10 protein-coding genes and 1 riboswitch are annotated in these 13648 nt (G+C 46.6%); of the genes, 2 read left to right on the top strand and 8 right to left on the bottom strand.

The window, feature by feature from the left end:
- Nucleotides 1-106: 106 nt before the first annotated feature.
- The 5 genes from GKS34_RS15090 to GKS34_RS15070 all read right to left on the bottom strand — a co-directional run bounded on the left by GKS34_RS15090 (nucleotide 107) and on the right by GKS34_RS15070 (nucleotide 4959).
- Nucleotides 107-2068, bottom strand: coding sequence for a CASTOR/POLLUX-related putative ion channel (locus tag GKS34_RS15090; RefSeq protein WP_163385818.1), 1962 nt, complete (start codon nucleotides 2066-2068; stop codon nucleotides 107-109).
- 179 nt (nucleotides 2069-2247) lie between these two features.
- Nucleotides 2248-2553, bottom strand: a complete 306-nt coding sequence (locus GKS34_RS15085) for a Trm112 family protein (protein ID WP_163385817.1) — start codon at nucleotides 2551-2553, stop codon at nucleotides 2248-2250.
- 2 nt (nucleotides 2554-2555) lie between these two features.
- Nucleotides 2556-3200, bottom strand: coding sequence for a thiamine phosphate synthase (locus GKS34_RS15080; RefSeq protein ID WP_163385816.1), 645 nt, complete (start codon nucleotides 3198-3200; stop codon nucleotides 2556-2558).
- Complete coding sequence (locus GKS34_RS15075; RefSeq protein WP_163385815.1) at nucleotides 3197-4243, bottom strand: AIR synthase family protein; 1047 nt, start codon at nucleotides 4241-4243, stop codon at nucleotides 3197-3199. Before GKS34_RS15075 ends, GKS34_RS15080 begins: the two co-directional genes overlap by 4 nt.
- Nucleotides 4243-4959: a class I SAM-dependent methyltransferase gene (locus tag GKS34_RS15070; RefSeq protein WP_163385814.1), complete on the bottom strand. Its 717-nt coding sequence runs from the start codon at nucleotides 4957-4959 to the stop codon at nucleotides 4243-4245. The genes GKS34_RS15075 and GKS34_RS15070 overlap by 1 nt, the downstream gene beginning before the upstream one ends.
- Before the next feature lie 71 nt (nucleotides 4960-5030).
- A riboswitch (TPP riboswitch) is annotated at nucleotides 5031-5126 on the bottom strand.
- A 329-nt stretch (nucleotides 5127-5455) separates the two neighbouring features.
- On the opposite strand from GKS34_RS15070, the gene GKS34_RS15065 reads away from it, so the two are divergent.
- Nucleotides 5456-7372 (top strand): FAD-binding protein, encoded by a 1917-nt coding sequence (locus GKS34_RS15065; RefSeq protein ID WP_163385813.1) that lies wholly within the window; start codon nucleotides 5456-5458, stop codon nucleotides 7370-7372.
- Between the two features lie 443 nt (nucleotides 7373-7815).
- On the opposite strand, the gene GKS34_RS15060 is transcribed toward GKS34_RS15065, so the two are convergent.
- From GKS34_RS15060 to GKS34_RS15050, 3 genes are read right to left on the bottom strand one after another with little or no spacing between them, the layout of a single operon-like run.
- Nucleotides 7816-8769 (bottom strand): catalase family protein, encoded by a 954-nt coding sequence (locus GKS34_RS15060; RefSeq protein WP_163385812.1) that lies wholly within the window; start codon nucleotides 8767-8769, stop codon nucleotides 7816-7818.
- Nucleotides 8762-10174, bottom strand: a complete 1413-nt coding sequence (locus GKS34_RS15055; protein WP_163385811.1) for a Dyp-type peroxidase — start codon at nucleotides 10172-10174, stop codon at nucleotides 8762-8764. Before GKS34_RS15055 ends, GKS34_RS15060 begins: the two co-directional genes overlap by 8 nt.
- A gap of 2 nt (nucleotides 10175-10176) precedes the next feature.
- The gene (locus GKS34_RS15050; RefSeq protein WP_163385810.1) at nucleotides 10177-11496 is read right to left on the bottom strand and encodes a peroxidase; all 1320 of its coding nucleotides are present in this window, start codon (nucleotides 11494-11496) and stop codon (nucleotides 10177-10179) included.
- 274 nt (nucleotides 11497-11770) lie between these two features.
- On the opposite strand from GKS34_RS15050, the gene GKS34_RS15045 reads away from it, so the two are divergent.
- On the top strand, nucleotides 11771-13645 hold the full coding sequence (locus GKS34_RS15045; protein ID WP_163385809.1) for a sulfatase-like hydrolase/transferase: 1875 nt from the start codon (nucleotides 11771-11773) through the stop codon (nucleotides 13643-13645).
- Nucleotides 13646-13648 lie beyond the last annotated feature (3 nt).

Here is a 13648-nt window from a genome sequence, read left to right as displayed (position 1 = left end):
TCTTTACTGATGGATTCAAGGGTACTCATTTGTAACCATATAGGGTATAAAATGTTGCATCCTGCCAAAAAGCGCTCCTCCAGGCGTTATAAAAAGTTACCCCTCTCTAATAAACCGTTGTCAGCACGACCAAATGATCTTTTTCAGAAAGAACAATTTTTCTGTGTTTGTCCGGATTGAGGAGCAGGTGATTTTTTCTGCGTGGTTTCGGCTGCAGGGCAAGGCCAAGAGCCGTTTCTCCATGGGTGGCAGCAAGGGCTTCGATTTCATGGAAAGCGATTTCTCCGGGGGAAATGCCATAGGTGCCGATTTCTCTAAAAATAATTTCCGCTCCTCCTACAGTAAATAATTCGCTGTAAATGCTACTTAGTTCCCGCTGAAGGGCAATACCTGCCAGCAGGTGGCTTAATACCATGGGGCTGATTATCACCTCACTCTGATAGCGCCGGATCAGAGACTCGTTGCTGGGATCTGCCAATTCGAGTAATACTGAAGGTCTTTTTTTGGCTTTTTCCAAGACTTCTTCCAATAAAACATATCCTACCATGGTACGGGCATCGGCCTCTTCCTCCTCTTCCATTCGGTCGCTACTGATCATCAGAATATGGTCAAAGCTTGCAGCATCGGTTTTTTGTATCTCCGACTCCCGGATATAATCGGCTACCACATGTTCGAGTGAAACCCTATTTGGGTTTTCTTTTAGAAACTGAAGTTCCTTTTCCCTTTCCACGACGGGTCGCATGGTCACCAGGCGGACGAAGTAGGTCTCCTCTTCGTAAGAACATAATTCCTTGATCAGGGAAGGGACGTGGTCATTCCACCCCAAAATCAACACCCGGATGGTTTCGCTCGTTTCCTCCGGAGCTAATGGGGATCGAACGAATGAAGTAGGTGCCTCTTTGGAAAGGGAAGCGGATTTCCAAACCAGGTCCTCAGAATTCCGGGCCATTACCACTAGCCTTTCCCCCTTTTCCAGAATGTGACTTTCCGGAATATTTAACTTCGGAATGTATCGATCCGCTGAATTGCTTACTACCCCCATTACGATGGCTTTGGTAAAAGCTTTTTTTATACTTCCCAGGGAATACCCGATGAGATCGGGGAAGTTTTGGCAAAAAAGGTTGTTGTTTACGATCTGGGACAGGATTTCATTGTAAACTTCCGAGAGCCCCGGATGCCGGATATTCTGCGCCATTAACCTGCTGATAATGGTATTGCTACCGACCACCTCCAGGGGACCCGAGTAGGCTCTGTAGGCGGCCTTTACCTTGTATTCATCCTGAATTTCAGCTACCACATAGGGTAATTTATGTCTCCGATGTAGGTTGGCTTCTGCATTAAGGGAAAGCAGGCATTTGATGGTTTCAATATCCGGACTGATAAGCTCCCTTTTCCCATAAGCCAAACTGGGAATGATGATGGCCGAGGCATTCAGGCTGTCTACCCGGCGTAAGTGCTCACGGTCTATTGCCAGACCGGTGCGTAAAACAATTTCATTCGCCCGTTTTCCGATGAAGGGATGGTCTTTAAGTTCCTGCAATTGGAAGGGCCCGACTTCTTCCGAAAGAATAATTAGTTGTAACTTTCTGGCGCCAAAACGTATCAAAAATCGCTTGATTCTCCCTACCGACTGGAAAATTTCCGCCGCGATATGGATGGTACGGTTGGACCAACCCAGAATCAATAGGTGGTTATTTGCCGTGACCGGAGTCAGTCCCTGCTCCAGATGCCGGATCTTTCGGTTCATCCAGGTAGTAATAATGGCTACCAGCGAACCCAAAAACACCACGTAACCCGCAACGGTGATCAGCGTCGAAATAAATCGCCGCCAGCCTCCCTCATCATCTCCCAGGTAACCGGGATCGGACAGGCGTAAAAAGGCCCACCAAACCGATTCTCCAAAAGTGGAAGTGGGAGGTCCGGATGGCATGACCAGAAGCCCCCCGACCAGGGATATCAACCCAATAAAAGCTGCGACCAGCAATAGCTGGAATTGGGCCCCTTTTACCAATTGCCGTTCAAGTGTGAAAAGAATCTTTTGGCGAATACGGAGTTTTTTGAGTGGCATAGGGGTAGTTAAAGGCGGTTGGTTTTTCTGCCACAATATAACTAATTCATCAGATTAAACGAATCGGTTTTTAGCACCAGATTTCGTTCCACAGCAAATTCCATTTTTTTTAACTCGAATTCGTTCCCAACCATAGCGGGTAATTGACTTTTTAAGGTGTCTTATCTCTGAGGACTAATCTAATCAGAGTTATCCGTTGTATCCGCCTCTTCCTGCGCCTTATCCAATATCCTGAAATTTTTCACCTGCTTTCCTTTCAATTGTTTTTGCCAACGCTCCAGGAGGGGCTGTTCCAGGCTAAATTCCCGATATTCGTCCGGATTCATGATGGGAATGCCTTTGACTATGGGGTACATCCGTTTGCATTGTGTACAATGCAGCCAGCCCTCTTCTATTTTACCAGCCAGGTCTTCGGTAATACGGGTCAATTCCAAATCCGATCGGTCAAAGGGACAACATAATTTTTCTATGGTTGCTAACTTCATTACTATTTATTGGTTTGTAGTAAGTTTGTAAACTGCTCCATGGCTTTTTCCGGATTGGTCTGTCCCATGATGCCGGAGATCAGGGCCAGGCCCCGGTGGGGAATACCGTCCAATTCGTTAACGTTTTCTGGACGGATTCCTCCTGCCAAAAAAAACGGTAAATTGCAGCATTCAGCGGCTTTCCGAAGGGTGTCTTTGCTGACCAAATCACAGGCTTCCGCATTGGGTGAAGGAAATACCGAACAGAATGAAATATAGTCGAAACCATTTTCTTCTGCTTTTGCAATCAAGGAAAGGTCATTGGTGCATGTCAGTCCCAGAATGAGATTTTCTGGCAAACGCTTTCTAATTTGGGCGAAATTTTCAGGAATCTGATCAAAATGGACCCCATCCAGCTCTGTTTTACCCACCCATTCCCAGGAATTAGCAATCAAAACCGGAAAAGAATACGGTCGGGCCATTTCACACACCTTTCCAATGAATTTATGTATGTCCAGTTCCGGACCAAAATTATCCCAAATTTGCAAGGCAATAAGCGGATACTGAAACACGTTTTTTAAATCCTGAAACAATTCCCTTTCGGATTTTGCCCTTGGATCAAGTACCAGATAGATTCCCTTTTCGGATCTTAGATTAAGTGTTTTCATTTCCATCCTTGTTTGCTTGCCTGAAAAAACGCTTCCCAATACGGGTCCTTTTTCTGATAGACGAGCGCTTTTCGTTGGTCATTTTCATGTAACACCATGCCATGGCTGGCATCAGTAAGTTCTCCCACCAATGAGCAGGCAATGCCAGCTGATAGTAGCCGGTTTTCTACCAATGCTGCTTTTTCCTTTTTGCAGGCAATGATCATGGAGCCCGCACCAATGCATTGCAGGGGATCCAAATCAAAGACTTCACAAACAGCAGCCTGTGCAGGGCCAACCGGAAGTTTGTTTTTGTCAAGATGCACCCCGCAGCCAGCGGCCGTTGCCAATTCGTAAATGGCACCGAGAAGCCCGCCTTCGGTTACATCATGCATGGCGGTAATATCGTTTGTTGTTCCTTTTGCCACCAGGCCGTCTCGCAGGGAAGAAGTTTCGTAGAAAGCGGCACATGCCTTTTGGTATAGTTCCCGGCCTACCCGGTTTTTAGTGGTTTCCGGAAAACTCATTGCCAGAATAGCGGAAGAAGAAATGGCTGCAGTTTTGGTTACCAACAACACTTCACCTGCCTGAGCTTTGTCAGCAGTCAGTGCTTGATCTGCAGGAAGAATACTGATAAAGGTACCCCCCCCGGCAATGGTGGAATTTTGTCCGGCAACAAATCCGGTATGACCACCGGTGATGGCCATGCCCATTTTCTGGCAAAAAGTGTGGATATGCTCCCAGTAGGTTTTAAAATCCTCTTGGGAAAATTCAGCGGGAAGGTTTAATACAAATTGACCGTATTGTGGGGCAAAGCCAGTGGTAGCCATGTCATTGGCCATCAATTGCACGGATAGCCAGGCGGATTCCTGCAATCCCAAACTGGGGATCAGGGATAGCGGATCGCTGGTAAGGGCCATGACCCGATTTCCAGGCAAGGCTACCAGCGATACATCCAGTCCAAAACCCGGCTTTACCAGGACTTCCGGCCGTTTTTCGCCGCATCGGGAGGTGATAAAGGCCTCCAGAAATTCTTCTTCTATTTTTCCAATCGTGTTGTCCATCAGTCTTGAAGTTGTACGTATAAACCAAAGAAGTCCCCATAAGGTAATCGCCACTGCTGCACTGGAAACCACTTGGGCAGACCGGTACAGCTCCATTCGATGGTATAAGACCTATCTTTTAAGGCTTCCTGAATCACTTCTATTAATTTTTCGGGTGTATAAAAGGTTGCCGTCACGTAAAAAGGGTTTTTTCCAAAGAGTTGCTGAACCCGCCGCCTCAATACCTTGGGAGAATTGCGGTTCATCATGCCCATGGCGATGCCGTGCCTGGCCACCCTTGCCGCTTCCCGGATTACCCTTACCGGGTCCTTGTAATATTCGAAAGTGGTGATAAAGGCCAGGGCATCAAAGGTATTGTCCTTGAAGGGCATGTGATGGGAATCGGCCATGACCAGATCCCCGTCAAAAAGGTGGATGGCCTGAGAAAGCATCAATGGGGAAATGTCGCCTCCAGAGGCTTCGATACCGATTTCTTGCCACCAACGGGTAAATCGGGTGGTACCACAGCCAAACTCCAGCAGGGTTTGGATCCGCTTGTCTTTGGATACCAACTGCTCCATAACCTTTTTTTGCCAGATTTCGGCCCGCTTGTACCTGCCTTCGTACCAAAGTTCGTAGGTATCGGTATGTTTCCGGTTAAAAAACCATTCCGGCCGGTTTTGCCAGTTTTGCTTTTGTTGGGGGATCAGTACTCCTCCTGTCTGTTTTAATTCCATAGTTGCATTTAAACAAAAATTCCATCCGATTGGACAGGCCAAAGGAATGGAGCGGCAACTAACACAATGGAAATTTGGCTGGCTTGCATCCCTACGTTGGCATTATCCAAATCAGGTTTCGGGTTTGATCTCAGCCTGACGTTCATCAAGCACCCCGTGCGATTATTTCACATTTCAAAAGTATTCATTTTATTCGGCTAAGCAAGTAATCGGCTTTTTTTTAACAATCGGCCTGTTCTTTTTCTTTTCATTGAAATCGAGCATGAAGAAAACGTCACGCAGTAGGATGAATAATTAAACACCCGCCTGCCGGTAGGCAGGTGCGAGATTCTCTCGATTAAGGATCGGGACAGGCTATCCCGACCTTCGGTAAGGGACAAGTTTTGACCTTTGAGAAAAAAATTATAAACAGATGAAAAAACATTCCCCTACAATTTTTTATCCTTTCAGAAAATACTTATTATTCCTAAAGCATTGAAAAGAAACCCCTTAACCAATGAGCGTTGTATCGAGATTTCTTTCCTGGAAAAAAGGAAATACCATTGTTTCCTGGGAATTATTGCGCCTGGTGATACAGGTAGTTTTTAACCGGGACAATGTACCCAAACACATCGAAATTTTGGATGATACCCTTACCAACCATTGCTCCCGACAAAAGCGAAGTCGCTGGGTAAAGACAATCAATTTTCTGGTCACACCGCGGTTTGTCCGAAGGTTGGTGGAGAACAGGTTGAATAAAAACATGTCCAAACATGAGCGGGTGGTTTTGTCCCTGGATAAAGAATTGACCCAAGAGGATATCTTTTCCAAAGATAAAATGGTCCGGCAGAAATGGGGCAATTGGTATGGGAATCATTGTTCCGAACCCCTTCGGTTTTTTGTACCGGGAAATGGAGAATATAAACATTTTTCACCCAAAAATGCAGACTGCACCAGGTACGATTACCAAGGCCTGGAAGAAGTGGTGGAATTGGTTAAGTTAGCCGAGAAAAACGATAAAAAAATCCGGGCCGTAGGTTCAGGCCACGCGCTGACGGCTGTAGCACAATGTGAGGATTACCTGGTTTGTACCCAGCACATGAACATGACCCAACGACCCGCAGAGGACTGTATTAAAGAAGAGTACCGGGTTGGATTTGAAGTAACGGTAACCTATGGAAATAAGGAGAGCAAGGAAAGACATTTCCTGTTTGAAACCGGGGGCGGAACCAAAATCAGGCATTTGATCCAGGCACTTACCTATCATGGATTCGCCCTGATCAATCAGGGTGGGTCCAGCATCCAATCCATTTCCGGTGCCATTGCTACTTCCACCCACGGATCAGGAATCGGCATTGGTCCGGTTTCAGCATTTGTAAAATCGATAACGTTGGTAGGTAAAGGAGGGAAGGTGTTTCGCGTAGAACCTGCCAATGGTGTCACCGACCCGGAGCTATTCGCCAAGGATAAAATGGCCGTCAAACACGAAATAACGTTGATTCAGGACGATGACAAATTCAATGCAGTCATGGTGGGGATCGGTTCTGTGGGGATTATTTTTTCCATGATCCTGGAGGCTCAGCCAGAATACCGGCTTATGGAAGAAAGAATCATGAGAAATTGGGAGGATGTAAAGGCGGAGATGAAACAAGATATGTACCGATATATTAATGCACACCGGCATTTTGAGGTACTTATCAACCCTTACCGGGACATGGAAGCAGCAACGGAGGAAGAGCGAAAGCGAAAATGCCTGGTAACGACCCGAAACTATAGCCAGCAGCAACACGAAAAGCACCATGCGGGAAGGGAGCGTAATTACATTTCATCCTTTATTTCAGGTATCGCCATTTCGGGCAGGCTTTCTCCCTGGGTGTTTAATAAGAACCACCTGTCCATACCTAGGATGACCAACAACTCCATAAAAAGACTGGTAGACCATACCGGAGATGAGGGGGGAGGCTTTGAAGACCTGGCCAGAAACGTACTGGATCAGGGTTTGGGTGAACTGAAATTCTATGGATATGCCATCGAATTTGGATTTCCCCTTGATCGGGTCTTTGAAGCAGTAGACCTGATTATTCGGGTATGCGAGGAGTCTCAGCAATACGATCACTTGCTGGCTGCCCCGTTTTCCCTGCGTTTTGTAAAACAATGCCCGGCGCATTTGTCCATGATGCAGCAGTCTGATATGTGCATGATCGAGTTGGTAAGCGTCAAAGGCGTTACGGGCAGTCTGCCTTTGTTCATGCGGCTGGAACGGGAGCTACTTGCCGCCGGAGCCATACCTCACTGGGGACTGTCAGTAGAACCCTGGTACAGGGAAATGGTAGAAAAAGCCTTTCCGCGATTCAATGACTGGGAAAAAGAACAGGAATTTTTTGGTGGGGCCACCTTCCGGAATGCTTTTCTGGAGCGGATCAAACAATCGTAAAAACGGAATGGCTGAATTGGAAAAGGTCAGGACTGCCCATAATGTACGGCAGCTGGCTGGAATTTAGGTACCTAGAAATCCGCTCGTTTGCGAAATCCTCCTTTCCAAAGGGGGCTGGGGGATTTAGGGACGGAAATCACAGAAAATTACAATCTCAAAAACGGAATGTGCACGAAAAAATCTCCCTTGCCCCCTTGTCAAGGGGGAATTGGAATCAATCGGTTTACTGGATACGATATTCCTTATCAATATGTCAGCCCAATTAGGAGATATCCAATCAGATTTCCCTACACCAAATGGTTGATGCTACAAAATAGGACTGAATCGTTCATAGGCTCCAATAAGGTCCAGAAACAAATCGCACTAGAAGATACCTACCCAATAATCCCAACGTAATCGAAATCCCCCTTTTTTAAAGGCGGACAGGGAGATTTTTCGAGTCACTACCTATTCCGGAAAGCAGCCAATTCTTTGTAAACCCTTCTTCTGGCCCGGTTGATGCCACCGACCGGCGCATGGTCCGCCAGTCCTATCCATGGTGAAAATTCCATTTTTTCTCCCAGCGCGTTCCTTTCGGGAGTATCAAATTCCTGTATAGGAAGGGTCAGGGTGGCCAATGGAATCAAATCTGCTTTCCAGGCCTTTGATGTATTTCCCAAGGGATGTCGATCTTCATTTTCGTGAAGTTGAATGGAAAGGGTGAAGGCATGGATTCTTTTCTTGCAGTCTTCCACCAGTTGCTCCTTTAGAAAGGAATCTGATTTCTCCTTATCCAGGGTATAGCCCAGTGAGGGATCATGGGGGCTTAAGACAAACTTGACAAATAAATCCGGGCCAAAGCGAAAAGCTCCTCCGGAAAAATAAGTTTGGGAAAGGAGGTTTTCATGTTTGGCTGAATATTTCAGGGTAAGGTAGATGCTTCGCCAATGTTTTGGGTGAATCGCAAAACGCAGCTGTTCCCAAAAACCAAACAGGACGGCCCGAATGGCTTTTCGATACAGCCGAATGTTCCAGGCCGAAAGAATAGGACTGGTTGTCAATAGAAAATTTTGGGTTGGTACCCCAATAGGGTCATCCTCCAGCATTTCTCCTTCCACATCCAGTACCTTGATGGCCAGCCCTCTTCCGGAAGCCGGTTTGTCGGATTGCACTTTAGGTGGGGCATTGGACAAACGAATCCAGGTTTCATAACTTTTTGTCGCCTTGAATAGCCCTTGCCGGAGGGCTTCGGGAATATCCGGCTTAATGGTTAAGGTCCCTTTCAGCAAGCCATGCATTTTGGGATGAAAATTTCTCAGGATGTTGCCATCGGGATATTCCTTGTTCAGGAAATCTTTCATATCTCCCAACAAATCCTGAATGTCTTTTTCTTCAGCCGGCGTATAGAAATCACTCATAGTCAGTCAGGTATTGCAGTGCCCGGATTCCGGGAAAGAAGAAATAGGCCCCGCCTTTGATGTGGGTAAAATTCGGTAAATTAGGGTGGACTTTTCTTACCGGATATTCCGGAATACTGAATGAATCGGTTTTTCGACGTTCGTTTTGATAGTGATTGCCAATAACAGGATCCGCATCGTTTTCCAATCCTCCGAATTTATGAAAATTCACCCAGTTGTTTTGGACAAATTCAAATTGCCTCCGGATATCGGTAACCAGACAGATAAAATGCAGGCCCCTTTCCTGCCCGTCATCGGGACTTTGCATGATCATTTCCGGATCCAACTCCGGGCTAAGTGGCGGTCCGTAGGGTCTTCCTTTTCGCAGCATCCGGTGCTTAGCGGCCATTTCCTGAGAATCTTTTCTACTTTTTTCGGTGACCAGGTGGTCCCGGGGATTGGTTCGGCGTATATGAGAACCGATGGGGCACTTCAATCCTGCTTTGTCGTCCTCCCAATATCCGAAGTCATTGGCATCCGATAGGGAAGGATCCGGCTGGAACGGGCAAAGCGTCAATGGGGAACCGTCTGGCCATCGGCCGACCATTTTACTAGCCAAACCAATCGCAGCCGAGGGATCGCTGCTGTTGGCTTTCATGTACTCCCAAAAAGTGGGTACATTTTGTTTCATCTGCCTGAATACTAGGTAAGAGCCGTTTTTTCCCAAATCTTTCAGGTTATTATTATCCCTGTGCTCAGGAAGCTTGTTTTTGGGATCCATCTGGGGTGGAACCGTCGGCGAGGGGGCAAGTTCATTGTAAAGGTTATCGTACCCCATGATAAACTCTCCGGCCGGAAAAGTGGTATCTGGCTCTTGGGGAAGATCGGGCAGCAATTCCCGTATGATAGGTCTGGAGATATCATCTCGAAATCCAAAATGTTCTTTTTGACCTTGCAGGAGTCCGGTAGGTAGGGCATGCAATTCCGTTATGCCTGTAGCATCCGAAAGCTGCCGGATGTCGGCCAGGGTTTCGTTCAATTGGTTTTCGTCCTTTCCGTAGACCAGCAGGATAAAATGCAGGGACTCGTTTCCCCAATCCCAATGTTGGGGTGCATTTTCACCCGTGTCGCCCAGAACGAACTGCCGATGCAATTCAGCCATGCCTTCCTTAAACTCCCGGCAAAAGCTATCCAGCACAGCGGCTGGTAGCTCCAAAAAGGCCAAACCTTCATAGGTAAAGGCCAGGTGAAATGCTTCATTTGCTGGTTTTTCGGAAGCAGGGGTGATTTTCGGGGTTAGTTGCCGGATAAATTCCAGGGTTTGCTCTCGCTGGGTCCCGGTATACAGCAGGTATTTGGCACTAGGCAGGTTCCCGTAGCCGCGAATTAACAAGCCTTGAATATCTTCTTTTTCCAGTTTATTCATAGTCAAATGGTTAACAACCAGTCTTCGATGGCCGGATCATCCATCTTTTTGAAAAGCCCTTCTCGGAAAGCCCTGTTTCGTTTTAAGTTTTCCACACTCAAATCCCGATTGTAGCTGTACCAAAACTGCGTGATTTTTTGATGGGCGCGGACGCCTTTCATGTATTCGCTCCGGTGATTGTATTGCTTGTGCACCAACCAGCGGGTGGCAGGAAAACCAAAGGCATGGCTAAATATAACGGCCATGTTCATGGACCTCCGTTCACTATCTACAAAATCATGCGCATAGGCTTCAGATAAATTATCAAAATTGGCGATAAAAACGAGTCGTTTACCTTTATCTATTTGCAGCCACCGTGCGGTATGAACCGTGGGAATGTAGGCAAAATAGGACACCAGGCCAACCAGCTTCAGGGTAAGGGCGAGGAAAACCCGTCGGATCCAGCCTTTCTTTAAAGGTGCGATTACGGACATTTCGTTAATTACCGGATTGGTTTCCAAGGCCACAATCTCGCGTACTTTATCATCGGAAAGCGCAGGAGAGGGTTCATGGGGATTGTTTTCATTAAGCCGAAGCAACAAAAAAAGCGAGCCTGTTACCACAAGAAAAACAGGAAAAATCCAGGCCAGCCACCGGAAAACCAAGGTGTCGGTAAAAATCAAGGCAATCAGTGAAACGATGGAAGCAAGCATTAGCAGGCCAAATACGACCAGAGGCCATAACATCTGAACTTTGTTTCGGCTGCGATAAGGAATACCACGAGAAGCCCAATGTAGTTTGGGATGGTTAGAGACAAAGGATTCGATTGCTTTTTTGACATCAGCGGGGTCACTTGCCGGACCTAACGTTTCCTGATTTTGCATGTAGGAGAGTACCTCGGATTTCAACTGGGCCTCCTGAACCACATCAGAAGTGCTGATGAATTTAAAACCCGAGTAAAAGGTGTTAGGGACGCTTTTTTGATTTAAAAACTGGATTAATTTCTCTTCGCTAGGCTCCCCAGAAGGGAATTCAGCACTTTGACTAAATACCTGCCTGAGTTGGGGAGCTAAAAAAGAAGCCAATTCTTTAAGGTGCCGGGATTTGCTCCCTACATAACTGGTCAATAATAGTATTCGCGCAGGCAGATTTTCTTTGTTTTCATAAACCTGAGCCGGAAGGGTAAGCCAGCTGATAAAGAACGTGCCAGGCAAGGATTTTCTGTATTTTTCCTGGTAAAGGCGCAGGTCTTTCCGGTATTCCATCAGGAGCCCGTTGACATAAGTTATTTTTTGTTCGTCCAGCGTGACGGTAACGGTAAGGCCTTTGTGTACTGTGGACATACGCACGCAACTATTTTTTATCCAATATAAAAAATTAAAATTAGGTTTCGCAATCCGGACCTGTAAAATTCTTTGTTGATACTGGAAATTATTCCATGAATATTTTTTTCAAAAGAAACTAAATAATCCTGGGTTGGAAAATCTGAAAAAGAGAACCCGCTCGCAAAATCAACGTGAAATTCACATTCGGACGGGTTTTTTTATTTTTGTTATCTAAAACCATAAAATTTCATTTAATTTAAGGGATTCGCATTCAAACCAATCGAAACCCAAAATGAAGCACCTTATCTACTACCTCTTTCTAATTTGCCTGATATCCTGTCAAGCCCCTAAGGAAGAGTTACCACCACCCAATATCTTATGGATTACCAGTGAGGACAATAGCCCCTTTGCCGGATGTTACGGAGACGAGTTTGCAACCACTCCTAATATGGATTCATTGGCCGCAGAGGGCTTTTTATACACCCATGCCTACGCTAATTTTCCCGTTTGTGCGCCTGCCCGAAACACCATTTTAACTGGAGTATATGCCAATTCGGGTGGACACCAACACATGCGCAGCTATTACGATAAATCAGGTGAAATTGGATTTTATCCCCGAATGATGCGCGAGGCAGGGTATTATACCACCAACAATTCCAAGGAAGATTATAACATCAATTCGGAGCAAAACGAGAACATCTGGGATGAATCCAGTAATAAGGCCCACTACAAAAACAGGCCCGAAGGGAAGCCTTTTTTCGCTGTTTTTAATACCACCATTTCCCACGAAAGTTCCATTCATAAGTCCATTCCTACAGCGGAGCTGCGGCACAAGCCTGAGGACGTGAACCTTCCTCCCTACCATCCGGACACTCCCGAAATGCGACACGACTGGGCTCAGTATTACGACAAAATAGAGGACATGGACCAAAAAATCGGCGAGCTACTGCAGGAACTTGAAGACAGCGGAGAAGCAGAAAACACCATCGTTTTCTATTATGGCGACCATGGCGGGGTGCTTGCCAGAAGCAAAAGATACGTGTACGAGACCGGAACCCGGGTACCATTTATTGTAAGAATTCCTGAGAAATACCGACACTTGTATCCCGCCGAAAAACCCGGGACCCATGTAAACCGAATGATAAGCTTTGTTGATCTGGTGCCTACCCTGCTTAGTATCGTTGGTCAGGAGATTCCGGATTATTTGCAAGGCAAGGCGTTTTTGGGAGAGCAAAAAACGGCGGACCCGGAATATGTTTTTATGGCTCGTGGTCGGATGGACGAGCGGTACGACATGAGTCGGTCTGCACGAGACAGTAAGTACCGATACATACGAAATTACATGCCTTACCGGGTTTACGGCCAGTTTCTGGAATACCTCTGGCGGGCTCCTTCCATTCAATCCTGGGAAGCTGCCTACAAGGCCGGAGAGTGCAATGACATTCAATCCAGATTCTGGAATACCAAGCCTGCCGAAGAGTTGTACGACACCGAAAATGATCCTTGGGAGGTGAATAACCTGGCCCACGACCCGGAATACAAGGACGTATTGGAACGCATGCGGGGCGCTACCAAAGACTGGATGCTGGAAATCAGGGATACCGGTTTTATCCCCGAAGCAGCGTTGATCGATCGTACTGAAGGTACTACTGCCTATGATTACATGAGAAACTCGGATATTGATCTGAATGCCCTGATAGACGGTGCCGATCTGGCTTCCAATCCCAGAAAGGGAGACATTCCTTTCCTGAAGCAAATGCTGAACGATGAAGAAGCAGCTATCCGGTATTGGGGAGCAACTGGTTTTTTGATTCTGGGCAAAGAGGCAGAAGCAGCTGCAGACGCGCTTCGAAGCGCCCTTTCAGATTCCTCACCCAATGTTAAGGTAGTGGCAGCAGAAGCCATGTATCAGTTAGGGTATGAGGAAGAAGGTCTCCAAGCCTTGTATGAAGTGCTTCAAACCCCCAATTCGTTTGCAAGAACGCATGCCCTAAATGCGATCGATAGTATAGAAGATAGTGCTAAATCCACGCAACAGGCCGTTCTGGATATGATCGGTATGGTGGGAGAATTTAACCGGAGTCATTACGACCTCAGAGCGGCCAAAGGGCTTTTGACAAAATGGGACGTGGATCCCATGGATCATGGCTACGATATGGATTGGTAAATA

The organism is Cyclobacterium jeungdonense (genome assembly GCF_010994275.1).
GTDB lineage: Bacteria > Bacteroidota > Bacteroidia > Cytophagales > Cyclobacteriaceae > Cyclobacterium > Cyclobacterium jeungdonense.
This window is presented reverse-complemented; position numbering and strand designations above follow the sequence as displayed.

Bases quoted from the DNA above. Each gene is read 5' to 3' on its own strand.
- GKS34_RS15090 (WP_163385818.1), bottom strand. From the start codon at position 2,068: ATGCCACTCAAAAAACTCCGTATTCGCCAAAAGATTCTTTTCACACTT.
- GKS34_RS15075 (WP_163385815.1), bottom strand. From the start codon at position 4,243: ATGGACAACACGATTGGAAAAATAGAAGAAGAATTTCTGGAGGCCTTT.
- GKS34_RS15055 (WP_163385811.1), bottom strand. From the start codon at position 10,174: ATGAATAAACTGGAAAAAGAAGATATTCAAGGCTTGTTAATTCGCGGC.
- GKS34_RS15045 (WP_163385809.1), top strand. From the start codon at position 11,771: ATGAAGCACCTTATCTACTACCTCTTTCTAATTTGCCTGATATCCTGT.
- GKS34_RS15065 (WP_163385813.1), top strand. From the start codon at position 5,456: ATGAGCGTTGTATCGAGATTTCTTTCCTGGAAAAAAGGAAATACCATT.
- GKS34_RS15060 (WP_163385812.1), bottom strand. From the start codon at position 8,769: ATGAGTGATTTCTATACGCCGGCTGAAGAAAAAGACATTCAGGATTTG.
- GKS34_RS15050 (WP_163385810.1), bottom strand. From the start codon at position 11,496: ATGTCCACAGTACACAAAGGCCTTACCGTTACCGTCACGCTGGACGAA.
- GKS34_RS15080 (WP_163385816.1), bottom strand. From the start codon at position 3,200: ATGAAAACACTTAATCTAAGATCCGAAAAGGGAATCTATCTGGTACTT.
- GKS34_RS15085 (WP_163385817.1), bottom strand. From the start codon at position 2,553: ATGAAGTTAGCAACCATAGAAAAATTATGTTGTCCCTTTGACCGATCG.
- GKS34_RS15070 (WP_163385814.1), bottom strand. From the start codon at position 4,959: ATGGAATTAAAACAGACAGGAGGAGTACTGATCCCCCAACAAAAGCAA.